The organism is Petrotoga sp. 9PW.55.5.1, from assembly GCF_003265365.1.
GTDB lineage: Bacteria > Thermotogota > Thermotogae > Petrotogales > Petrotogaceae > Petrotoga.
On record NZ_AUPM01000003.1, the window covers coordinates 41,370 to 65,368 of the forward strand.

Sequence of the window (23,999 nt, forward strand, 5' to 3'; positions counted from 1 at the left end):
TTTTAGAATCAATTATATTATATCATAACTAATGAATCATTAATTAACACAATAATTAAAAATAACGGGCAACAATACCCGTTATTTTTAAATTATAAATATTTTAAATAGTTTTTTGTTACAAAAAGTTTTAAGCTTTCTTGTCAAGGGCTAACTTTTCTTCGTTTTCTGAGTATCTTCTCATTCTCACCTTATAATTATAAACTCCTCTTTTGGAAGGATACTTTTCAGCATATCCTTCTTCAATCCATAACTTATCAGCATATTTTTTCCATTCTTCAGCGAGTTGATCTAATTCAGGAGCTAATTCATTGATTGTTCTTTCGCTTCCAGGATGTTGTGGAATAGCATTGAATTTTTTAACCATTGCTCTGAATACTTTAGGGTTGTCTATAATTGGGCACGGTCTGAATAGATTGTCAGAATATGGGATAGTTCTCTTATATGCCTCAAAAAATGGTGACTTCAAGATGTCGATAATTCTTTTCTCTCTGATGTTATCTACTGCAAATTGTTGGAATACACAAGGTTCTGCATACCCTTTAGCATTTATATGCAAATATTTAGCTCCAGATGCTAAACAACCATTAGTCAAAAATCCATGGTTCCAAAAATCAGCAACAAATGCAAATTTACCTCCTAACCTCAACTCTTCTAATTTGTGAAATCTTTCATATCTTTGTTCAGGTGTAGGTACGAGGTCCATCGAAGCATCAGCTCCAACGGGCATGAATTGGAAGATCCATGCGTAGCTAACGTTGTTCTCTTGTAAATAATTCCAAAAGTCATCATTCATTATGGAATCATGATTTTTACTAGTTGCTGTTACTGAAGCGCCATATATAACTCCATTTTCACTTAATAATTTCCAAGCATTTTCTATCTTTTCGAAAACTCCCTTTCCTCTTCTCCAATCTGTATCTGATTCATAACCTTCTATAGAGATTGCTAAAGTTGCATTACCTAATTCTGCTAATCTTTTTGCATTTTCTTCATTTATTAATGTACCATTGGTATAAATTAAGAAGAAAGAATCGTTGAATTCTTCTAGAACATCAAAAAGATAGGGGTAAACAAAAGGTTCTCCTCCAGTAATTATAAAGAAATATATACCCAAATCGTTGAACTGTCGAATTACGTCAAATGTTTCTTCTTTTGATAACATGTATTTATGACCATACATTGCTGAATAACAGCCGACACATCTTAAATTACATGCATAAGTTGGCGATAAAACTCCCAATTTTGGAAGTACTGTTTCATACTCATGCATCTTTTCTTGTCTAGTTTTTTCCCCAATCGCGAATTCATTAATTATAAGATTATTGATTATTTTTTCCACTACTTTAGGACTTGATCTTTTAAAAAGATTCGCCCAATTAACTAGCATGGGATCATGGTTTTGAGCACCTTCAGCTAGTTTTCTTAATCCACTTTTTGCAGGTTCTTTGGAGAATTTAGATAAAGTCCATAATAATTTACTCAATTGGTCAACATCTGAATTTCTAACAACACTCGTTATTAATTTCGAACTTTGTTTTAATAGCATATTTCTCATAGAATCCATAACTGCCATTAATAAACACCTCCTGATTTTTTATTCCGTAAAACATAAAATTAATTTCTTAAAATTTTCTTGGACCTCTTTATCAGAAAACTCAACGCCAACAGATCTGTATATAACTAATCCGTCAAACATAGCCTGCAACATAAATGCTTTTGTTTTAGAATTGAATATTTTTTCAAATTTATTTAAAATATTACCGTAATAATCTTTAAAAGTTTGAGTTAGAATTTCCATCATTTTATTGTCATGAGTTGAATTAATTAAAATTTCAAATAATCTAAGTAATTCGTTTGAATGAAAAGTGTTTAAAATTTCTGAATAGAGATTGGAGTATATTTCCGCACTTTTTTCAACGCAGTTGTCATTTGAATCAGAGTTTTTGTCTTCAAAAAAATGTTGGATTTTTTCTAAAAGCGCTCCAAAAGCTGCTATAATAAGGGCATCCTTGTTTTTGAAATAATTATATAAAGAACCTTTTGAAAGGTTGCAAGATACAGCTACGCTTTCCATTGTTAGATTAGAGAGCCCTTTTTCACTGATAAGTTGCAGAGCTGTTTCAGCTATATATTTTTTCTTTTCTTTTTTATCTAACGATTTTACAGCTTTCTTCATAACCTCACCTCTTTTTTTGACTGACTGGTCAGTCACTTCAATTATAAAATAATAAATCATTTATTTCAAATACGATAGAAATTATCGGGATTATCAACGTTCTTTTTTAAATTCTCTAAAAAACTAATTAATATTAATAAGAATATAAGTAGAGAATATTATTTGAAACAAAGTTCGATATTAACATATTAATTACATAAAAACACAACAAAACACATATAATAACAAAAGATGTTACAAAACTAATTTCGTTTCCACAAAATCTTTAAGCAGGAAATACTTTATGATATAATTTAAAAGTATCAAACAAAGCTTAGAATTCTAAAGAAGGTGGTTTAAGATGCAACTTGTTGTAGTTAGGGTTGATGAAATAGGCTTAAAAAATAAAAACAAGATATTTTTTATGAAAAAGCTTGCTGAAAATATACGAAAAAAGTTAAATAAGCAATATTCGTTTGAAATATCAAATAATCGTATATATATAATTTCTGATTCAGAAGAAATAAATAAGAAAGAGTTGGGAAATCTTATAAAAGTATTTGGAATTCATTCCTATTCAATAGTAGAAAAAACAGATTTAGAATTAGAATCTATTAAGAAAAAAGTTCACGAAATTACTAAAAATGCTTTAAAAACAAATAATTATAAAACCTTTAAAGTTTTTGTTAATAGAGCTTATAAATCATTTCCAATTAATAGTCAGGAATTAGCGCCTTTATTAGGTGAATTTATTTTAGATAATTTTCCCTATTTAAAAGTTGATCTAAAACATCCGGAATTAAAAGTCGAAATAGATATTAGAAGAGATGGAGCATATATTTTTACAGATCGTTTTGATGGACCTTCAGGATTACCTGTTGGTGTTTCTTCAAATGGAACTGTATTGTTATCTGGAGGAATAGACAGTCCTGTAGCTTCTATTTTAATGATGAGAAGGGGAATGGTTTTAAACGCAGTTAATTTTTATAGTCCTCCTTTTACAGGACCAAAATCGTTAAATAAAATATTAAGAATAAGCTCTATTATTTCGGAGTATTCACCAAATAATTTTTATCTATATATTATTCCATTAACTAAAATACAATTTCTTTTTAAAGATCTAGCTGAGAAGAGATATTCAGTTATTTTACAAAGAAGATCTATGCTTAGAATCGCTAACAAAATATCAGAAATTACGGGAACCAAAGTTTTGGTTAGTGGAGAAAGTTTAGGGCAAGTTGCTTCTCAAACTGTAGAAAATTTATTAACTATTTCTGATGCTAGTAAGAAAGAAATTTTAAGACCTCTCATCGGTTTTACAAAAAATGAAACTATAGAGCTTTCTAAGAAGTATGGATTATATGATACATCCATATTACCTTATGAGGATTCATGTAGTATTTTTTTGCCTCCACAGCCGGCTACTAAAGCTAATGTAAATAAAATAACCTTGATTGAAGATTCTACACCAGAAATTTCAAAATTAGAGAAAGAAGCTTTAAATGAATCAAAAAAATTTGAAATAAATAATGGTAGTATAAGAGAAATTACTGATTTTAAAAACTAAAAATTATTGATAGCGGTGTAAAGGAGGAAACATGATGAGGAAGATTTGGAATATAATAAAAGCTGTTTTCTTTACTATTTGGCTATTTATAGGATTTTTTGGGGTAGTAATCATTTATGGCAGCTATGTTCTTATAAAATCTAACATATTGAAAAGAAAAAAAGGTGAAGAAGTCTCTCAAGAATATATTAGAGAAGTTGTTTCTTGGTTTGGGAAAGTAACTTTTAAATTTCTACGCAGTGATGTACAAATAGAAGGTAAAGAACATATTCCAAATGAAGGTCCATATGTTATCATTTCCAATCATCAAAGTCTATTTGATATCCCTTTAATCCTGGGATATATATACCCATCAGCTTTTATAGCTAAAAAGGAATTAGCTAAAATACCAATACTAGGAAGATTTATCAAAAAATTAGGGTCAATTTTAATCGACAGGAATGATGTAAAAAGTGGAGCAGCTGCTCTTAAGAAATTTGCAAAAATATCTAAGACAGGTGAAATAATAACCCTATTTCCAGAAGGGACAAGAAGCATCGATGGTAAAGTGGGTGAATTTAAGAAAGGATCACTTTTGATTCCTTTTAGATATAACATAAAAGTTTTACCTATATCTATCAATGGAACGATTAAAATGAGTAAAAAAGGAAGTCTTTTCATCAAGCCTTCATCTATAAAATTATTAATACATGAACCTATAGAACCCAAGAAATTTGCTAGTGAAGGTGAATTAAGAGAATATTTGAGAGAAATGATTTCAAATGGAGTGATTGATGATGAAAGTGAATCGAAGAATATGTATTAATACAGTAGAAACCTAACTTCATGTAAGGAGGTTTTATCTATGAAAAAAATTAGCAGAGTTACCATGGGAATGGATAAGGTTTCTAATACACCGATTATTTTTTTACAGGTTGAAAATACAAATACAGTTGTTCCTATATGGATAGGGCCATGTGAGGCTGGAGTAATAGCTTTGTTGTTAAGAAATGAAGTTTTTGAAAGGCCCTTAACTCATGATTTGATTGGTAACTCAATAAAAGAATTAGGGGCTAAACCTTTAGAGGTCTTGATTGATGAGTTTAAAAAAGATATTTATTATGCAAAACTTGTTATAGAGAAAAATGATTCACAAATAGTATATCTAGATGCTAGGCCCTCTGATTGTATAATTATTTCTTTAAAAAATAATATACCCATATTTATTGATGAGAATATAGTTAATGAACATGGTATTGATATTTCATTTATTGAAGACGAAAATGAGGAGCATATAAAAAAAGATATTGAAAATTTCGATATAGATGAATTAAGAAAGAGGTTTGAGGGTAAGAATAAAAAAGGAGATGATTAAAAGAAATTACAAACAATAAATAGATAGAGGTGAATTGGTGAAGCAGATGGAACTTGACGAATTTAAAAAAGTATTTGATAGAGAAATTGACATTTTTTTTACAAATGCTGAAGTTGAAAAAGAACTGAAAGATGCAATTTTGTACAGTATTAAAAGTGGTGGTAAGAGAATTAGGCCATGGATTATTTTTAATTTAGGGAATGCACTTTTCCTAAATGATAGCGACCTTTTAAATATTGGAATTGCGGTAGAAATTTTACATTCTTCTTCCTTGATACATGATGATTTACCTGCATTAGATAATGCTGATTTGCGAAGAGGAGCTTTGTCAAATCATAAAAAATTTGGTGAGTATTCAGCAATTTTGGCAGGTGATTACGGTTTTACTCTGCCAATAAAAATCTTTATTGAATATCTTGACGATGTAAGCACAGATAGGAAAATGCTATTGATTAAATACTTTGTGGAAAGTACCTTAAAGTTATTCGAAGGCGAATTAAAAGATCTTGATTTTGAAAAAAAGAATATTCGAGTTACAAAAGAAGAGATATTAAATATGTATTCAAAGAAAACAGGAGCATTGTTCGGTTTTTGCTTTGCTGCTCCATTTTTACTTAGTGGAAGTATAAAAACAGGTGAAAAAATGAAAGAAATTGGAATTAAGTTTGGAATAGCTTTTCAAATATACGATGATTTGAAAGATTTGACAGGAACAGAAAAAGAATTGGGTAAAGATATTAATAAAGATATCAATAAAAAAACATTATTAAATTATTATAAATTTAAAGAGGCAAAAAATATAGCCGATAAATATTATGAGGAAGTTTTAAAAGAATTGTATCAAAGTGAATTAGAAGAACTTATGATAATGTTGGGAAAAATAAAAGCTATAATAGAGACAAAATAAAAAAATCAATTGGAGGAGATATCATTAAATTTCCAAATCTCAGTTTTATGAATAAATTCAAACTTATGAAAAAAAAATATAAGATAATGGTTTTAACAATAAGCCTAGTTGGATTAGTCATAATTTTATATTTTATTTTCGGTAATTTGTCTAGACCTCAAGATCAAAACATTTCTCTTAGATTAGAGATAATTATTCCTCAGGATGCTTACTCCTCCAAAAAAGATATTGAAATTGTCCCTCTTTCTAGTGATTCACCCGAATATAATAACTTATTAAATTATAAAAATTTTTATGGAGATGTATATAAAATTTCTTTTACAGATGGAACCAAAGAATCTTCAATACTACCTGTCACCATCAGGTATAAATTACCAATAGAAAGCTATTTCGGAGATAATTTTATTAATTTTTCTCTTGGGTATAGTACAAATGATCAAATTCCTATAGTTTCTGAATTTACTGGGGAAAGAATTGTGAAGATTGAAGATAATTATTACATAGAAGCAGAAACTTTTCATTTAAGTAAAATTAATCATATTGGGTTAGTAATTGATTCTCCAAGAGAAGCAAACTATGGGTTAAGGATTTTAAAAGAAGGATCAATGTCTATAGAACCAGATATTATACTCATCCCAGGAACAGATATTAACTTTTTAGGAGAAATTGTTAACACAAATCAAAACATATATCCCCAAACATTTTGGTCCTCTTTGTTTCCAGAGAGAACGATATGGAATTACAACTATCCTTTAATCAATACTAAAAGCAAAAATTATAACGATTCATATACTAATTTTGTAGAAAGGACTGGATTAAATAGTTATATAGAATTTGAAGGTAGAAGACTAGCTCAAGAACTTTCGCGTTTCCCTGACAAAAATTTCGATATAATAGCTCATGGAATCGGAGGACTAATTGCAAGATATGCCATAGAATCAAATGATACATTAAGTAATGTAAGAAATCTTGTTCTTATTTCGACACCTAATAAAGGTACAAATTTAGCTAATCCGCTTTTTTTTAACTTGATTTTTAATAAAAATCTGAAAATTCTGTCTTCTTATTTTAATTTAGAAGAAAGTACATTATTGAAGAGTATTTTAAATGTTAATTTCTATTTAAATCAGATTAATTCATATTATAGAGATTTGATTCCAAATTCCAAATTTCTGGAAAATCTCAATTCTTTTGGTTTAAGAGAAGACGTGAGATATCTTGTCATAGCAGGAACGGATCCCGGTATTAATGAAGATATTTCAGAAAATTATTTTTCAAGATTGTACCAGAATATATTCAAGGGTATGGGGATGGTATAGTTACTATTGATAGTGCCATTTTGGAGGGGGCTGATGAATTTTACTACAGTAATAAAAGTTTCAATGAGATCTATAATTCTTCGGATGTTCTTGACAAAATTGCAAGTTTTTTACAAGAAACAGTTCCTGATCTCTCAATCGAGCCATTTAAGGATGATAATTTTATTGAGTATATTTATGAAAAAGAGAATAAACTAGAGATAGATAATACAAATATTATTCAGCCCCAAATAATACAAAAATTTATGCTTCCAAGAAATTATATCGAGAATGAAATAATAACAAACATTGTTAAAATAGGTGATTTTAGAGAAGGTTCCGTAAAAATAGTTAATTTACAGGAGACTATATATTTTAAAAGCCCGTCAGGTATATACAACAACAAACTTGAAAAAGTATTTTCAAATGATATTTTAAGTGGTTTAGAAATAAACAATATGTATTATATGACAACAATAGATGGGGTATATGTTTTAAATCAAAATGGTAGAATAGAAAAAGTAAATGAAAATTCAAGTATTTCTAATAATCAAATCATATACTACATTCCTGATAAAGGTTTTTTAAATATTCAAAATGGTAATATTTATCTGAATGAATTACTTATGTTTAGTGGAAGCTCGTTTGTTGATTTAAAAGTTCTAGATAATGTAATTTATATAATTTTTAATGATGGAATAGTTAAATTTGATGAAGAAAAAATTGTTGAAGTTATAAACATAACTTTACTAGAAGAAATTTTTGATATGAATTTGGGAGAATTTGTAGAATTTGTTACTTATGACAACAAATTCTTTATGTTATTTTCTGACTATAAACTCGTTTATTGGGATAGTTTAGAAAATAATTTTCAATTAGTTGGTAATGGGGATATAGGAAGATTAAAAACACAAATATTTGATGATAAGTTGTTTATATTTGGTAAAGATCATTTAACCTATATAAATTTAGAAGAAAATAATTTTCCAGGTATTTTTCAAAGAATAGAGGGCAGGTTAATTGATATATTAATTAAATCTAATGGGGAGGTATGGCTTGTATTAGGAAAAAATAATAACATTGAAGTTTTTAAAGGAGAATTGAAGTGAGAAAAATCCTGATCTTTTTTATATTGATTTTAGAAATATCATTAATTTTTGCTGATAATTATGATTTAGCTTATCAATATTATTTGAATGGGCTAAAATATTATCAAAATGGCCAGTACCAAAGAGCGCAAGAAGATTTAGAAAAAGCGATTCAACTTTCGCCAAAACTCGAAGGTGAAAGGCCTGAAATAAAAATGTATTTAGGACTCTCCGCCTTTCAAAATAAGGATTACAAAACAGCAGAAATTTATTTAAATCAGTTTAAAGGTAATCCATTGGTAGATCAGGCTTTGGAGATAATAAATTTTTCTTCAACAGATCAACAATATTATGGAGCATCTGTAAAAATAGATGAAATACAATCTCAAGGCGAAAACGATGAAAGTGATAATTTTAATTTTTCCGTATTTTTATTAATCATGTTAATTATTTTTTCAATTTCCATGTTAATAATTATTTCGGTAATATTCTGGATGAACAAGCATTATAATCAAAAAAGAGATAAAGAAAAAAATCCAATTGCGGCTATTGTTTCTGAGTCTATTGAGACCTTGAACAAAGAAAGTAAATATAAATTATTCGATCAATTTGAAAGCAAAAACATTAAATTAATTTGGGAATCTTCTGTAGCTCTTAAAAAGCTTATTGGTTTAAAAGTTATTGAAGAGAATGAAAAAAAACAAAGTGAAGAACTTTCACCAATTCCAGAAATCGAGGAAATAGAAGAATTAGAAAATAAGATAGAAAATGAAATTACTAATGAATTATCTGATTTAAACATTGAAGATATCGAAAAAATGTTAGAAAAACTTGATGATGAGAAAGAAGAAGTTATTTTTTCGGAAATTAAAAGTGAAGAACACAAAAAAGAATACTTAGAAATGCAAGATATTCTACATCCTGATTCTGAAATGAAAGATAAATATTCTACTATATTAAAAAAAGAAGAAAAACAAGTATCTAAAGAAGATGCAATAGATTTTATTGATGCTATGAATGAATTAGAATCCAAAGATATTAATCAGTCTAATCTTCAAAAGTTTTTTCACAAGTTATTTCATTATGCTAATCAAACTAAACCAAAAGATTGATTTTTAAAATAATTCTTGATATAATATATATAAAGTTATAGAGGTTAAAAGTTGCGGATGTAGCTCAGTTGGTAGAGCTTCAGCTTCCCAAGCTGGTTGTCGCGGGTTCGAGTCCCGTCATCCGCTCCATATATAAAAATGAGAGGAGCAGAATATGCTCTTTTTTTGTTTTTTGGAGGTAGAAAAAAATGAGTTTGAAAATTGAAACTGGAAAGTTCAAAAACCAAAGTATAGAAATGGTAAACAACTCTAGAACCAGATATACTCCTGCAAAAATAAGAAGGGCGTTAATGAGCATGTTCGATTTTTCTAATGCAAACATTCTAGAATTTTTTGCCGGAAGTGGAATAGTAAGTTTCGAAGCTCTTAGCAATGGAGCAAGAAAAGCCATTTTGATAGATATCTCTTCAAAATCTGTTTCTTCTATTTTAAAGAACGCTAAAAAGTTATCTGTTTTAAAAAATGTAAAAGTTATAAATTCTGATTTTAGAAAATCAATTTCAAAAATTTCTCAAGAAAAATTTGACTATATTTTTGCTGATCCACCATTTAATAACAATTATGTAGAAGAGATACTAAAATTCATTAGTCATAATGGAGACATTCTTGAAGATAATGGTTTTCTAATAATAGAAAAACATAAAAATGAACAATATGGCTATTCCTCTAAAATTATGGAAGAACCAGAGATACGTAAATATGGAGATATAGAAATACTTATTTTTAGAAAAAAATAAAAAAAGGGCCTTTATGGGGCCCTAATTTGGAAATGAATTCTTCCGGGGACAGAACACTCCAGGAGGGAGGGTAACCTACAAAAGTGTCCTGTAAAGATATTATACACTATGAAATTTTTTTCTCAAAACTGATTCATTGGCAATTATTTTCAATTAAACATAAATATAGGCATTTATTCGAATTTAGAAGAAGAAATCTCAAAAATCGAAAAAATCTCGCTGTTTAATAATAACCAGCTTTCTGTTGGAATATTAGAAAAAAAAGGCGCATAATCGAGTGTATGGCCAAATGTTCCCCAATTTAATCCACTAGCCTGGTTTTGAATATCGTAGAAAGCTTTGATTAATTCGGATTGGTAAGTAACGCTATCTTCTGAATTCTTGGTATTATAAAAAGGAGCTTCTAAATCAATTTTTAGGTTTAATGCCTTTTTAAATTCTTCATAATTATCGTAACGGTTAAAAATGTTGATCAGTTTCTCATAAGAAAAGTCATTATTGGGGATTTTACTTGTTGAGATAAAGCCATCTCCTAAGCTCAAGCCACCTGTAGAATGATCAGCAGTGACTATTATTAAAGTATCTTCAGGTTGCTGATTTAAAAAATCTAATGCAACTTTGGTTGCATCATCGAAATCCCATATTTCATAAATCATTGAGATAGTATCATGAGCATGGGAAGCGTGATCAATTCTACCACCTTCGATAATAATAAAAAAAGGTTCATCTTCAAATTTTTTCAGGGCATATTCTAAAGTATCTTTTAAAGAAATTCTGTTAAAATCATCAGTTAAGAAAGGGAAATTCCCATAATAGAGCATCACAATTTCCTTGTTTTTTGTGACTTGATCTTTTAGCTCTTCTGAGTAAGTATACCCAAATTGAGAGGCAATATTTTTGTCAAAATATGGTTTACCACCTCCAATGAAAAGGTCAAACCCGCTATTTAGTAGATCTTGTTTGATATTATCGTAATTTCTTCGGTTCACTGTAGAAGCATAAGCGCCTGCAGGAGTGGCATCAATAATAGTATTAGTAGTAATAACTCCAATTTGATATCCTAGACTTTTTAGATCATAAGTAATGGGGAATAATTTTTTCCCATTTCTGTCTATATTTATTCTGTCGTTATACGTTTTCTCTTTTGACAATATTGCTGTTATAGCTGCAGCTGAATCAGTAACTCCATTTAATGAAGAAGTGTCAACTAAAGAAAAATAAGGGATTTTAAACATATTTAGCTCTTCTTGATAAGAATATTGTTTATATAAATTTGCTAATTGCATATGAGGGATCCCCATTCCATCGGCTATGAAAAGAAATATATAGTCATAAGAATAAGTAAAAACTGTAAATAATAAAAAGATAAAAAAAATAAAAAAATTTTTCATAGAATATTTTCCTCCTTCTTAGAAATGTGCTGACTTCGTAAAATGAATTTCTCAAGTAACTCTTTGAATTCTTCGTCATTTAAATGAGTGTAGTGTTTTAATAAATATTTCTGGAAATCAAAGATTTTCTCTGTATCATAATTAAAAAATTCTAAGAATTTAAGAACATCTTCTCCATAATGTTTTGCATAAAATTCCGATTTTTTTAATTCAATTTCCTTTAAATACTCTTCGTATAAAAATTCTCGAAGATAAAGCATCGAATTAACTTCTGCCAGAGTTTCATGCCAAGTATCAATGTTAGAAGTAGTTATCTTATAGCCAAAAAAGTAATGAGATAATTCGTGAACTAAATCTTTTTCAGAATTAATTATATACACACTCGGTAAAATTTGAAAGGATCTATCAGAGTTAAGATATAGTATATATATTTCTTCTTGAATTTCTGAGATATTGTTTAAAAAAGTTATAGACTTATCTATCCACTTTTCTAGAAACAATTCATTATAAAAAACATTGTTATAAAGGTTTAATTCTTTGCTATTTTTATAGAAAACTGTTCCTGTTGAGGGTTTTGCTTGTTTTTGTATTAAATTGTTCCCGTTTTGAAATAAAAAAGAATGGTTTTGTACATTTAATACAGAAAGTTCTTTAAACGGTATCTCTGTATAAAAAAAGACAGTTTTCCTATAAAAACTGTCATTTTCTTCTGCAAAGAAATTTATATTTACAGGCCCACTGGAATATATTTTTATATTGTTTTCGGTTTCATTAATAAATACAATAGGGAAAAATAAAAAAAATAACAGTACAAGCAGGAAAAAAATAAAATAAATAGATCTTTTAGCTAATTTCAATAAATTAATTCATTCCTTTCTTGGTTATCCTAACCGATTCTTATACTTATCAAAATGTATAGTATGTACATGGATAAAAGAACCCCACCTAAACCTTTCCCAACTTTGTTGTCTTTTTTTAGAAAGATCCAAACAAGTAGAACTAATGCAAGTATGAGTCCATAAGATGTATCAAAAGCAACAGATCTGTCAGCTTTTGCACCATTTACTAAAGCGGATATACCTAAAATAGCAGCTATATTAAAAGTATTAGAACCGATTATATTACCCATAACTATATCATCAGAATGTTTAACCGCAGCAACTATAGCGGTGACTAATTCAGGCAATGAAGTTCCAATAGCAACTATTGTAACTCCTATCAAAGATTCTGAAATTCCTATGTTTTTTGCAAATATAACTGCGTTATTAACGGTTAATTCACCACCTATCATAAGCATAGTTAGTCCCAATGCAGAAAATAGAATGATCTTAGACCAAGGTTCTTCTTTTTCTTGCTTAGGCCCTTCACTTTCAAGAAGCTGCTTTCTTACTTGTTGATCGTTTTGAGCCATATAATAAAGATAAGCCATAAAAATGATTAAGAATGTAATCAATATCATGCCATCGTATCTTGTTAAAACGCTATTCCCTTCCATAACCATAGCGAAAATAACCACAGAAATTATCAATAAAAAAGGCATTTCTATATTGGCTGTGGATTTTTGAATCTTGGTAGGAGATAGTAAAAAAGAAATTCCTAATATCAATCCTATATTTGCAACATTAGATCCTAAAACGTTTCCTATACCTACACTTGAGCCTTTAATAGAGGATGAAATAGTTACAACTAATTCTGGTGCACTTGTTCCAAAAGCAACGACCGTTAGACCAACGAATAATTCGGATAATCCTAACTTTTTAGATAAACCGAGGGCTCCTTCTATTAATCTATCTGCACCGCGAACTAAAAGAAGAATACCTAATGCAATTAATAGAATATTGATCAAAAAATGTTCACTCCTTAATTTCGAAATTTTTTCTTTTCTTTCTCAAATAGAAAAAAAGCCCGATACCCAAGATAATCAATATAATACTTATTAAAATAGCAACTCTGAAATTTCCTAAATAAAGGCTATCCGTTCTTAGACTTTCTATTGGGATTCTACCTATTGAATATAAAATCAAGTATAATGCAGTAACTTCACCATAACTTTTTCTTTTATTTCTGATAAAGTAAAATAATATTAAAAAAACAACTAAATTCCAGGCTGATTCATAAAAAAAAGTTGGATGAAAGTATTCATAACTTTCGTATCCAATCATTCTATCCTGTGGGGCAATGTACATCTTCCAAGGTAAATTAGTCGGAGCGCCGTAAGCTTCGTGATTAAAAAAATTACCCCATCTTCCAATAGATTGAGCTAATGGAAGAACGAATGTAAATAGGTCTAAACCTTGAAGAAAGGTAAAAGAACAGTTTTTCTTAATTTTTGTATATAAAAATACTACCAAAAATGCAGCTAAAATAGCTCCATGAATAGCTAAACCGCCTTGCCATATTTTGAATATAGCAAAAAGATTTCCTGAAAAATAGTCAAAGTTGAAAATCACGTAATAAAGTCTCGCTCCTAATATACCAAAGATAATTCCAAGTGAAACTGCTGTAAATAGATCGTCTTCATCAATTTTTTCTTTTTTAGCTTCTTTTTCGGCTATAAAGGTTGCTAATAGTATTGACAAAGCGATTAATACCCCATACCAACGAATTTCAATTCTTCCTATCTGAAGCATTATAGGACTAAAATACCATTCTCCTGAAAAACTCCTGGGTAAAATTATTAATGAAATTAGGAAAAAAGAAATAACACTAAACATTAAAATATTGAAAAAAACTTTATCCTTTATAATATTACCTCCTCTCATTCACAGCACACTAATTAGTTGTAAAGAATCGCCATAACGGATTTTTAATTCCTTTTTTAAATTGTCAAAATTTTCAAGCTCTTTTGATTCTTCCAAAAACAGCTCTACTTTTTTTCTAGTGCCTTCAATAATAGATAAATCCTCTACTAAATTCAAAAATTTAAATTCAGGAATTCCGTGCTGCTCAACCCCAAAAAATTTTCCCGGCCCTCTCCATTTTAAGTCTATTTCTGCTACTTCAAAGCCATCTAATGTCTTAGAAAAAGAAGTTAATTTTTGTTTTACATCATCACTAATATTATCATTTACAACCAAAAAGCAGAAAGATTGTTTTTTGCTCCTTCCCACCCTGCCTCTAAGTTGATGTAATTGTGATAACCCGAATCTATCCGGATGTTCTATAACCATTACAGTTGCATCTGGTACATCTATTCCTACTTCAACAACGGATGTAGAAACAAGGATATTGTATTCTTTTTTTATGAATTTTTCCATAATATCATTTTTTTCTGACACAGGGAGTTTACCATGTAATAATCCAACACTATAATTCATAAATTCTTGTTTTAACTTCTCATACATATCTTGGGCATTTTTTAAATCTAAAACTTCTGATTCTTCAATTAAAGGATAAACAAAAAAAACCTGATTATTTTGTTCCAATTCTTCCTTTACAAATTCATACATATTCTTTATATTAGATTCAGCCAATAGCAAAGTCTTAATAGGTTTCCTCCCTTTAGGCATTTCATCTATAATACTGACATCCAAATCTCCATAAAAGGTCATAGCTAAAGTACGAGGAATAGGTGTTGCAGTCATAACTAAAATATCAGGATGATTGCCTTTTTTTATTAAATCTAATCTTTGATTTACACCAAACCTATGTTGTTCATCAATAATTACCAATCCCAAATTTTTAAATTCAACATCATTTTGTATTATGGCATGTGTTCCTACAACTACGTCTATATCACCGGTTTTTAATTCTGTTTTTACAGAGTTTTTTTTGCTGTCTTTTAATTCACCTGTCAATAAAGAAACTTTCAGTCCTAAAGGTTCAAAATCTTTTGATATCCTCTTAAATTGCTGTTTAGCCAGAACAGAAGTAGGAACCATTATTGCTACTTGATAACCTGCTTCACAAACATCTATCGCTGCAAGTTCAGAAACGACTGTTTTACCCGATCCTACGTCTCCTTGTAAAAGTCTATTCATAGGGTACGGAGAATTTAAATCTTTCTTTATTTCTTCATAAGATTTTTTTTGAGCATCTGTCAAGTTAAAATTTAAACTTTCTAAAAACTTTTTGGTTAAATTACCTACAATATTTTTTGTTTGACCTTTTTTCAATTCCTTCATCTTCAATTTAACATATATCATGGCTATTTCAAATAATATTGTTTCTTCATATTTTAAAGAATATAAAGCTCTCTCTTTGTGATACATACTCAAAGGGAAATGTAGGCCTTTCATGCGTTTTTTTATGTCCAAAAGGTTAAAATCGTTTATAAATTCATTTGGTAAAAATTCTTCCATATGAAAAGTTTGTTGAACAATTACTTTTGAAATTTTACGCATCGTTGACTGAAATAATCCAGCTGTTAATGGATACACTGGAAGGATTTCTTTCTTGAAATCTTCGTTACTAGATAATATTTGATAATCAGGACTTTTCATCTGTTTCATTCCATAAGATAATTCAACTTTGCCATAAAAAGCTACTTTCAAACCTTTTTTGAGATATGTTTTTATATAATCTTGATTGAAAAAGGTTATTATCATTACTCCGGTATCATCTTCAATAGAAAAGTTGTATATAGTTAATCCTTTATTTATTCTAACTTCATCTGAGTTAATTATTTTTCCAATTACTACAGCCTTTTCATTATCTTTTGCATTAAAAATCTTTACGACTTTTCTCCTATCTTCATAATCACGAGGTTGCAAATAAAGAAAATCCCTTAAACTGTGAACACCTATCTTATTGAGAAGCAAAGATCTTTTGTTGCCAACGTACTTTATATATTTTATATCTGTGAACAAAGACATTCTTTTTTCAGGTTCTTCGGTTATTTCATCTATCAAATATTTTTCCTTAAGTATTATGAGAGATTTCTTTAATCCATCTAATCTTTGCTGCTTTCTAGATTCTGGTAAAATCTTTAAAGGTTTTATATATGCTAGGATCTTTTTTATATCCTCTAATAACTCTTTATCTTTTATTTCTTTAACGTGAGTTTTGGTAATTTTATAAAAACTTGGGAAGATATCTTCCCAAGTTTTTATTTCCTTTTCTTTAAGTAAAATAACATTTTCAAAAGAATCAATCATTTCTTCAATCATCTATAAAACGCCCACCTATTTAATTTTATCTATTATTATTTTATCACTTTCTTTATAAATTTTATAACCATTAAGCTTTATTTCTTTAATATCGCCATTTTTAATAAACGGCTTAACCTTTATTATTGAAGAGTTTTCAACATAAAACTCTTTAAAACTACCTTCAAGATTTTTTCCATAATATACTACTTTAATATATATGGAAAAAACTATCAAAAACCAACTCAAAGAAAAAAACAAAAGAAAAATCATGACTCTATTCACTAATTAAGTAACCTTCTTGTAAAAAATTCATATTCACTAAAAAAGGTTTCAACACGTGATTCATAATTTAAGTATTTGGGTGAACCGATTTCTTTCATTTCTTTATAGTATTCATAAACTTCCTTGTAATTCTCAACAACGATTTCAGCAAGCTGCTTTTTTAACTCATTGTTCTGCAATAATGAATAAATCTCATTTAATAATTTTAAAGAATTATCAGGTATTCCTCTAAATTTCAAAGCCATGTAGTAATCTGCTTGTCCTTCTTTTTGAGTAATATAATCTATTCTCTTTATAATTTCTTGGAAGGGATAAATGTTCATTAATCTAGCTGTTAAAAGAAGATATTCATGATAAACATCTTCCCACTCTGGAAATCTATTCCATCCACCAGGTAATATATATATAGCTTGTTGTTCCCAATGATGAAAGTTAAGATAAGCATCATTTTGTAATTTTTTGACTTGTTCAATCATGTCTGAAGGAACATAATCTTTGAGTTGCTCGTATAGTATAACAATGTTGTAATAAATTCTTCCTATTAAGCGATAGGCGTTTTTTTCATTGAAAGAAATATAGGCATATTCTAATTGGTTTATTCCATCGTAAAGTGTCTGAATTTTTAGAAGGATCTCTTTTGCATCGTCATTCAAGCTATCAGAATATATTGTTTCTACCGTATCTCTTAAGTATTTATCCGGGAATGGCATTAGATCTATCGCACCTTCGAACTCATCAACCATAAAATTGTATCCATTAATATTTTTATTAAAAATTTTCTCCAAGTCTCCATAATTCAAAGAATTTTGTCTAATATTAGATGTAAGTAATTGTGCCATATAAAATGAGGATTTCCCGAAATTAGGGTTATAATTTAGAGATTTTTCAAAATAATTAAAGGCATTATCATACTTTTGTTTTGCTTGACTAGAATAATCTATTTTGAGATTTTCATATCTATTTATTTCAGATTGTATCTGATCGATTTGTCTACTGATGTTTTGAAAATTTTCACTTCCAGGTGTGTAATTAAAAAGTTGATTTTGAAGAATGTTTTTTTGAGATTCAAGTTGTCTTATTATGTTTGGTATTTGAATATCTGAAGCATTTAACAATGAAACCATGGCATTATATTCACTGTTACCTTTGACAAAAAAAGCTTCTGAACCACTTTCTTTTATTTTGTAAAAAGAGGACCAAATCCCTATGATTATTAAAGGTATAATAATAAAATAACCTTTATTGATTTTAAACTGCTTCACTTTAGGATTAAATTGTTGAGATACAGCGCTCGATAATATGAAAACGCTTAAAATAAGGTTTGGATGCATATGAAATGCAAATTCAGTAAAAGCATGTACAACCATCACAACAGCACTCCATCCAAGTAAGGGAAATAAAATAGTTTTATTATCATCTTTTTCATTTCTTAATGTTCTAAAAAAGATAATTACTAAACTCAAAAGCATTAATATTATCGATAAAAAACCAATTATTCCTGTTTCTCCTAAAGCTTGAAGATAGTCATTATGTGCTCGTTTAAAGTTATTCCAAGCATAAAGAAATCTCTCAGGATTCTTAGCTTGAACTTCTGCTAAATAATGGACCGCATATACAGGATAAGTGTTTATCCCACTTCCGAAGATTAAATGATTCCTATGATTTTCATCTTTAAATTGCTCAACAGCAGATAACCAAGATAAAGTTCTTTCATCCCAAGATGAAACTGACGCCATAGCTGCAAAACGATCGCTAGCCAATACTTCTCCGCCTCTATTGAAAGGGGTTTCAAAATTAAATACTACAAATAAAAAGGTTAGAACCGATAGAACTAATACAAACCATAATTTAAATTCTTTGGTTTTTATGTAAGACTTCAAACTTTCTTTTTTACGAGAAAGTGCAAAACAAATTAAGAAAAATCCCAATCCCAAAAAAGTGGCTAAGTATATCGAGCGCGTTTGGGCTAGTAAAATAACCCAAAACATAATGAAAACATTTGTAAGAGAATAAATTCTTACATAATTATTGGTATTTTTTCTTAAAGTAAAATAAATTGAAATTGGTAACAATTGTGCCAAATAATCTGAAACGAAGTTTGGATTACCAATGGTTGTTCTTAAAGCGATTCTTTGAGAAGGATCTCCATATTTTCCAAAAAATAAATCAAAACCCAGGAATTTATTTAAAAGCCCATCGAAAGCAATAATTGTACCTGTTATCATGAAAACGAAAAGTCCATATTCAATAAATTTGAAATCTCTCCCAAAACGCGTTGTTACAAGATATGAAAAAGTCACTATCAATACTATGTAAAGTGCAACAGATAATGAGGAAGGGAAATAATGCTTATTTTCTATATAAACCGATATTAAAGATAAAAAAGAAGCAATACTAAAAAATGTCAGGAAAATGTGAGACGAAGTATAATTAACAAAGATTGTTTTTTGAGAATACTTGATTAGATAATAAAATAATATTATTACTATAAATAAAGCAAAAACCAGATGTTTTTGAGTAGAATATTCGTAAACAAGGTTTGGAATCATTAAAAAAGGGATTAGAGCAAATAAGGCAAGAAAAATAAATATATCTTTTGGAATTTTTGAATTTGCTTCCACTAATTTTCCTCCTAACGCCTTAGATTATTTTAGATCAAAAAACTCTATAACTGCATTTTTAATAATTTCAGCAAACATATCAACATAACTCTCATCTTTAAACTTTTTAACAACATTAGGATTACTTATAAACTCCATCTCTAATAAAACAGCGGGACTTCTAGTATAGGCTAAAACAGCAAATTCTGCAGTATGTACCCCTCTAAATTTAATACCATTGACATTAAGATGAGTTCCTAAAATATTTGCGAAATTTTCACTTTCGTTCAGACTATTTTCTTTGTCATTAACCCATGTTTCGATTAAGTTCTTATCCTTATTAAAATCCAAATTTTCTCTGTAAGCTATTCTTCTAGCATAAGCACTTTCTGAGAAGTCAAAATAAAATACTTCTGATCCATATACCGTTGAATCAGAAGGGAAATCATTCATATGCAAACTTATGAATAAATCCGCTCCTTTTTCATTAGAAAAAACGGCTCTATCATGTAAATCGATATATCTGTCTTCTGTTCTAGTTAAAAAAACATTTATACTATATGGTTCAAGCAGTTGTTTCGTTCTTTTAGCTACTGCTAAAGTTATGTCTTTTTCAAAAGTACTATTTATACCAACTGCTCCAGGGTCTATTCCACCATGTCCAGGGTCTATAACTAAAACAGGTAAAGTTACTGTATTTTCAAAAGAAAGATCCAAAATTATCCGATTTTCTTCGATAATTTCATTTATATCTGCAGAGTTATTTAATTTTATTTGTATCCACACCTCAGTAGGTGAATAATGATAAGCTTTTATATAATTAATTTTGTTATTATACTCTTCATAATAATAAGAATCAGGGATCTCAGCACCTTTTATTTTAATTAGGTAACCTGATTTATTAACTAGAGGATAGATCCCAACATCTTCCATAGAGGACGAAAGTTCTACCATGATTCGGGCATTTGTTTTTTGGATAATGGTTCTTATTGAGGTAATTTTGGCGAGGGGCAAATTTAAATAAACATTATTATTATTGGAAATTAACTCAAGGTTCAGGAGTTTAGCAATTAGTTCTGGTGTTAAGTAAGCTTCTTTATCGATTATTTTTAAATCATTTGGATTAAAATGAACTGATTCAGAACTATTTATTATTGCTAAACTATTTTCGGGGAAGATAAACAAACTCCATTTATTGCTTTTCACATATATTAATGTTTCGTTATATACATCCAAAGATCTTCCACTTTTTTCAGAAATTATCTTTAAATTTATATACATATTCCCATTTTCTTCAAAATAATAAGATGGGTCTACTTCTCTCCATTGAAAATATAAACCTTTTGAAAAGGTTGTTAAAGAAATGAAAATGAAAAAAAATGTCAAAAAATAATTTGAAAAAATTAGAATAGTTACTTCTCATTTTTCCCCCTCCAATTTGATGAAGACAATATTTCGATAACTTTGTCAGCAATTTCATAATTTGGTAAAATATAATCTGCGTATCCTTCTTGAGCCACAATTTTTGGCATTCCATAAACCACACATGTTTCTTTAGACTCAGAAATCACTTTACCACCGTAATGTTTTACTTTGAAAGCACCTTTGGCTCCATCTCTTCCCATTCCCGTGAGTATAATGGCCAAAGAATTGTTTCTAAAGACTTCAGCTGCCATATCGAAGGTAAAATCAGCCGAAGGCCTAACGTTATTTACTTTTTCACTTTTATCAAGAAAAAGATTCACTTTATGATCATTTTGTTTTAAACCTAAATGAAAATCTCCAGGAGCAATATAAACAGTATTTTCTTGTAAAAATTCTCCGTCCTCCGCTTCTTTTACTTTTAAATTTGAAATTTTATCCAGTCTTAATGCTAAAGAAGTTGTGAAACCTGCGGGCATATGTTGAACAACAATTAATGGAACGTTTATATTTTCAGGTAATTGAGGTATTATTGCATCTAAAGAACGAGGTCCTCCTGTAGAACTAGCTATTAAAACAACCTTTTTTCCAAAAATGTTTGCCTTGGTTTTTTTTCCTGTTTTTCTGAATTCAGCGAAATGAATACTTTTAAGTTTTTCAACTGGGACTATCATGCTGCCTCGTATTTTTTTTAACAAATCATCTTGAACATCTCTTATAGTCCAAGAAGTGCTCCCAGCTGGTTTTTCAATAAAATCAAAAGCACCTTTTTCCAAACATTCTATTGTAATAGAAGCTTCTTTTGATGTTAAACTACTAACCATAATAACTCTTGTTGGAGATTTTGACATTATTTCAGTCAATGCTTGAAGACCATTCTTTTTAGGCATTTCTATATCAAGTGTAATAACGTCAGGTTTTAAAGCAATAGCTTTTTCAACTGCTTCATTACCATCCTTAGCCAAGGCAATAACTTTCATATCCGGTTCTTTGTCTATTATATCTTTTAATACCATTCTCATGAAAGGAGAATCATCTACTACTAAAACTTTTATCAGTTCCAAAAAAGTTACCTCCTCATATTTCAGCCTATTTTCTTTTAAATATAAATCCTGATAAGTTTATAAACAAGAGGAATATAACCCCTAGAATTATACCATACTTTGCAGGCATATTGAAAAAGGCTCTTCCAAAGATGATAGTTCCAATGCTGGCTGCAAAAATTGAAGCTATAAGAACAGCAGCTGCGGAAACGTCTTTTATAATTTTTATCGAAGAACTGTAAAAAGGGTGAAGAAAGTCAATTAATTTTTCTATAACAGTATTTACTGTTTCCATAATTAAAACAGCCATCACAGTTAATACAAGAATTATAAACTCTTGATCTGATAAATTGGCAAATAAAGCAGCTATTAAAACAATTAAACCTATTAAACTTTGTATTCTAAAATTTCGCTGAGTTTTATATATCTCAGCCAGACCTTGGAAAGCGTAAGAAAAGCTTTGCTTTAAAGTTCTATTTTCTTTTTTATTCATAACCTTTTCCTAGCTTTTTGTAAATTTTGGAGCGTTTTAAAGGATAATGTTTTTTGAAAAGAGAGTAACCTATTTTTATAGCTTTTTCGTCAACTTCTTGGTAATTTTTTGCAACGTTTTCTTTTACTATTTCTAACAAATTTTCCAAACTTACTATTTGGGTAACTGAGCATAAAACTCCTAATCCAATCATATTAGCGACATTCAAATTAGAAAGTTCCTCAATTGCTATCTTAGTTGCAGGTACTTTTATAATCTTCTTTGTAATTCTTTCTACGTATTGTGGTATATTATCAACAAGCTTTTCGTCATATAAAAGGATTCCATTTTTCTTTAATTTGCTTATATGATCCAAAGCAACATTATGCATTAAATATAAAATATCAAAATTCTGAGCTTCTGGATAATCGATAGGTTCATTGTCAAAAAGGACATCGCAGTATGAAAGACCACCCCTAACTTGGGCCCCGTAATGTTGAGATTGAATAACCCAATATTGTTCTTTTACCAATGTTTTAGCAAAAACAATTCCCATCAATATATTTCCTTGACCTGCTTCGCCGCTAAATCTAACTGAATATGGTGTAGATAGTAGCACGCTCATTGATTAGTCATCTCCTCTGAAACTAAACTTTTTCTCAACTTTGCGTATTTATCAGCGTAACCTTCCTTTTCTACGTTTAAGAATTCTCCAATTATTATTTTATCTTTCAATTCATTGTCATCCATTTTTTTTGCTTTGTTCTGCATAACAGAATTTTCTTTGAAATATTGTAACATCTGTGTGGGTTTAGGCATTTTATTATATCTTCCGAAATATGTATGACAATTTGTTACTACTTCCACTACTGACATACCCTTATGCTTTATAGCATTTTCAATATATTTAACTGTAAGCATATAATGAAAAACAGTGGATCTGGCGACGTAAGTTGCTCCAGCGGAAATTGCTAATTGTACTGGGTCAAACGTATCTTCTAAATTTCCATATGGTGATGTAGTTGCATAGGTTTTTGAAGGAGTTTCTGGAGAATATTGACCTCCCGTCATGCCATAGATAGAATTATTGAAGATTACAACAGTTAAATCCATGTTTCTTCGACATGCATGAATAAAATGATTCCCTCCAATTGCTAATATATCGCCATCTCCACCCATTACAACTACTTGAAATTCAGGTTTTGCTAGTTTTACTCCTGTGGCAAAAGCAATAGCTCTACCATGTAAAGTGTGCATGGTGTTGAAATCCAGATATCCTGTAACTCTTGAAGAACATCCAATACCAGATACAACAGCCACCTTATTTTTATCCATGTTTAGATTACTAACTGCTTCTAGAAAACTTTTCATAATGATACCATTTCCACAGCCCGGGCACCAAACATGAGTCATTCTATCTTTTCTAAGATACTGAAAATACTTATTTATAGACATACTAACCCGCCTTTCATATCGAC

General features: G+C 29.2%; 22 protein-coding genes and 1 tRNA gene. 9 read left to right on the forward strand and 14 right to left on the reverse strand.

What is annotated here, in order from left to right; genetic code table 11:
* Positions 1-130 precede the first annotated feature (130 nt).
* On the reverse strand, positions 131-1,576 hold the full coding sequence (locus PW5551_RS00680) for a radical SAM protein (protein ID WP_113073526.1): 1,446 nt from the start codon (positions 1,574-1,576) through the stop codon (positions 131-133).
* A 21-nt stretch (positions 1,577-1,597) separates the two neighbouring features.
* Positions 1,598-2,179, reverse strand: a complete 582-nt coding sequence (locus PW5551_RS00685) for a TetR/AcrR family transcriptional regulator (protein ID WP_158526092.1) — start codon at positions 2,177-2,179, stop codon at positions 1,598-1,600.
* 340 nt (positions 2,180-2,519) lie between these two features.
* Between PW5551_RS00685 and thiI the strand changes: the two genes are divergently transcribed.
* From thiI to rsmD, 9 genes are all read left to right on the forward strand, one after another.
* Positions 2,520-3,725, forward strand: coding sequence for a tRNA uracil 4-sulfurtransferase ThiI (gene thiI, locus PW5551_RS00690; protein ID WP_113073530.1), 1,206 nt, complete (start codon positions 2,520-2,522; stop codon positions 3,723-3,725).
* 34 nt (positions 3,726-3,759) lie between these two features.
* Positions 3,760-4,530 (forward strand): 1-acyl-sn-glycerol-3-phosphate acyltransferase, encoded by a 771-nt coding sequence (locus tag PW5551_RS00695; RefSeq protein ID WP_158526093.1) that lies wholly within the window; start codon positions 3,760-3,762, stop codon positions 4,528-4,530.
* A 39-nt stretch (positions 4,531-4,569) separates the two neighbouring features.
* On the forward strand, positions 4,570-5,079 hold the full coding sequence (locus tag PW5551_RS00700; RefSeq protein WP_113073534.1) for a bifunctional nuclease family protein: 510 nt from the start codon (positions 4,570-4,572) through the stop codon (positions 5,077-5,079).
* Positions 5,080-5,125: 46 nt separating this feature from the next.
* Positions 5,126-5,986, forward strand: a complete 861-nt coding sequence (locus PW5551_RS00705) for a polyprenyl synthetase family protein (RefSeq protein WP_233488386.1) — start codon at positions 5,126-5,128, stop codon at positions 5,984-5,986.
* 47 nt (positions 5,987-6,033) lie between these two features.
* Positions 6,034-7,305 (forward strand): hypothetical protein, encoded by a 1,272-nt coding sequence (locus tag PW5551_RS00710; RefSeq protein WP_113073538.1) that lies wholly within the window; start codon positions 6,034-6,036, stop codon positions 7,303-7,305.
* A 20-nt stretch (positions 7,306-7,325) separates the two neighbouring features.
* Positions 7,326-8,393, forward strand: a complete 1,068-nt coding sequence (locus PW5551_RS00715; RefSeq protein WP_113073540.1) for a hypothetical protein — start codon at positions 7,326-7,328, stop codon at positions 8,391-8,393.
* Positions 8,390-9,484 carry a tetratricopeptide repeat protein gene (locus PW5551_RS00720; protein WP_158526095.1) on the forward strand — a complete coding sequence of 365 codons (1,095 nt, stop codon included), beginning with the start codon at positions 8,390-8,392 and terminating at the stop codon, positions 9,482-9,484. The genes PW5551_RS00715 and PW5551_RS00720 overlap by 4 nt, the downstream gene beginning before the upstream one ends.
* 53 nt (positions 9,485-9,537) lie before the next feature.
* Positions 9,538-9,613, forward strand: a tRNA-Gly gene (locus tag PW5551_RS00725).
* 59 nt (positions 9,614-9,672) lie between these two features.
* Positions 9,673-10,221 carry a 16S rRNA (guanine(966)-N(2))-methyltransferase RsmD gene (rsmD, locus tag PW5551_RS00730; RefSeq protein WP_113073544.1) on the forward strand — a complete coding sequence of 183 codons (549 nt, stop codon included), beginning with the start codon at positions 9,673-9,675 and terminating at the stop codon, positions 10,219-10,221.
* Between the two features lie 173 nt (positions 10,222-10,394).
* Here rsmD and PW5551_RS00735 read toward each other — a convergent pair whose 3' ends face one another.
* The 12 genes from PW5551_RS00735 to PW5551_RS00790 all read right to left on the reverse strand — a co-directional run bounded on the left by PW5551_RS00735 (position 10,395) and on the right by PW5551_RS00790 (position 23,976).
* A complete protein-coding gene (locus tag PW5551_RS00735) occupies positions 10,395-11,612 on the reverse strand; it encodes an alkaline phosphatase (RefSeq protein WP_113073546.1) in 1,218 nt (405 codons plus the stop codon).
* The gene (locus PW5551_RS00740; protein ID WP_113073548.1) at positions 11,609-12,469 is read right to left on the reverse strand and encodes a hypothetical protein; all 861 of its coding nucleotides are present in this window, start codon (positions 12,467-12,469) and stop codon (positions 11,609-11,611) included. Before PW5551_RS00740 ends, PW5551_RS00735 begins: the two co-directional genes overlap by 4 nt.
* A gap of 29 nt (positions 12,470-12,498) precedes the next feature.
* Positions 12,499-13,458, reverse strand: coding sequence for a calcium/sodium antiporter (locus PW5551_RS00745; RefSeq protein ID WP_113073550.1), 960 nt, complete (start codon positions 13,456-13,458; stop codon positions 12,499-12,501).
* Between the two features lie 7 nt (positions 13,459-13,465).
* Positions 13,466-14,356, reverse strand: coding sequence for a prolipoprotein diacylglyceryl transferase (gene lgt / locus PW5551_RS00750; RefSeq protein WP_370445885.1), 891 nt, complete (start codon positions 14,354-14,356; stop codon positions 13,466-13,468).
* An 18-nt stretch (positions 14,357-14,374) separates the two neighbouring features.
* On the reverse strand, positions 14,375-16,720 hold the full coding sequence (recG, locus tag PW5551_RS00755; RefSeq protein WP_113073552.1) for an ATP-dependent DNA helicase RecG: 2,346 nt from the start codon (positions 16,718-16,720) through the stop codon (positions 14,375-14,377).
* Positions 16,721-16,735: 15 nt separating this feature from the next.
* Positions 16,736-16,984, reverse strand: coding sequence for a hypothetical protein (locus PW5551_RS00760; protein WP_113073554.1), 249 nt, complete (start codon positions 16,982-16,984; stop codon positions 16,736-16,738).
* Entirely contained in the window at positions 16,984-19,605 is a 2,622-nt protein-coding gene (locus PW5551_RS00765) for an O-antigen ligase (RefSeq protein ID WP_113073557.1), read from the reverse strand. Before PW5551_RS00765 ends, PW5551_RS00760 begins: the two co-directional genes overlap by 1 nt.
* Before the next feature lie 24 nt (positions 19,606-19,629).
* A complete protein-coding gene (locus PW5551_RS00770; protein WP_113073559.1) occupies positions 19,630-20,970 on the reverse strand; it encodes an N-acetylmuramoyl-L-alanine amidase in 1,341 nt (446 codons plus the stop codon).
* A gap of 26 nt (positions 20,971-20,996) precedes the next feature.
* The gene (locus PW5551_RS00775) at positions 20,997-22,028 is read right to left on the reverse strand and encodes a chemotaxis response regulator protein-glutamate methylesterase (protein WP_370445886.1); all 1,032 of its coding nucleotides are present in this window, start codon (positions 22,026-22,028) and stop codon (positions 20,997-20,999) included.
* A 67-nt stretch (positions 22,029-22,095) separates the two neighbouring features.
* The gene (locus PW5551_RS00780) at positions 22,096-22,542 is read right to left on the reverse strand and encodes a diacylglycerol kinase family protein (protein WP_113073564.1); all 447 of its coding nucleotides are present in this window, start codon (positions 22,540-22,542) and stop codon (positions 22,096-22,098) included.
* Complete coding sequence (locus tag PW5551_RS00785; RefSeq protein ID WP_113073566.1) at positions 22,535-23,146, reverse strand: 2-oxoacid:acceptor oxidoreductase family protein; 612 nt, start codon at positions 23,144-23,146, stop codon at positions 22,535-22,537. Before PW5551_RS00785 ends, PW5551_RS00780 begins: the two co-directional genes overlap by 8 nt.
* A complete protein-coding gene (locus tag PW5551_RS00790) occupies positions 23,143-23,976 on the reverse strand; it encodes a 2-oxoacid:ferredoxin oxidoreductase subunit beta (protein ID WP_113073568.1) in 834 nt (277 codons plus the stop codon). The genes PW5551_RS00785 and PW5551_RS00790 overlap by 4 nt, the downstream gene beginning before the upstream one ends.
* Positions 23,977-23,999 lie beyond the last annotated feature (23 nt).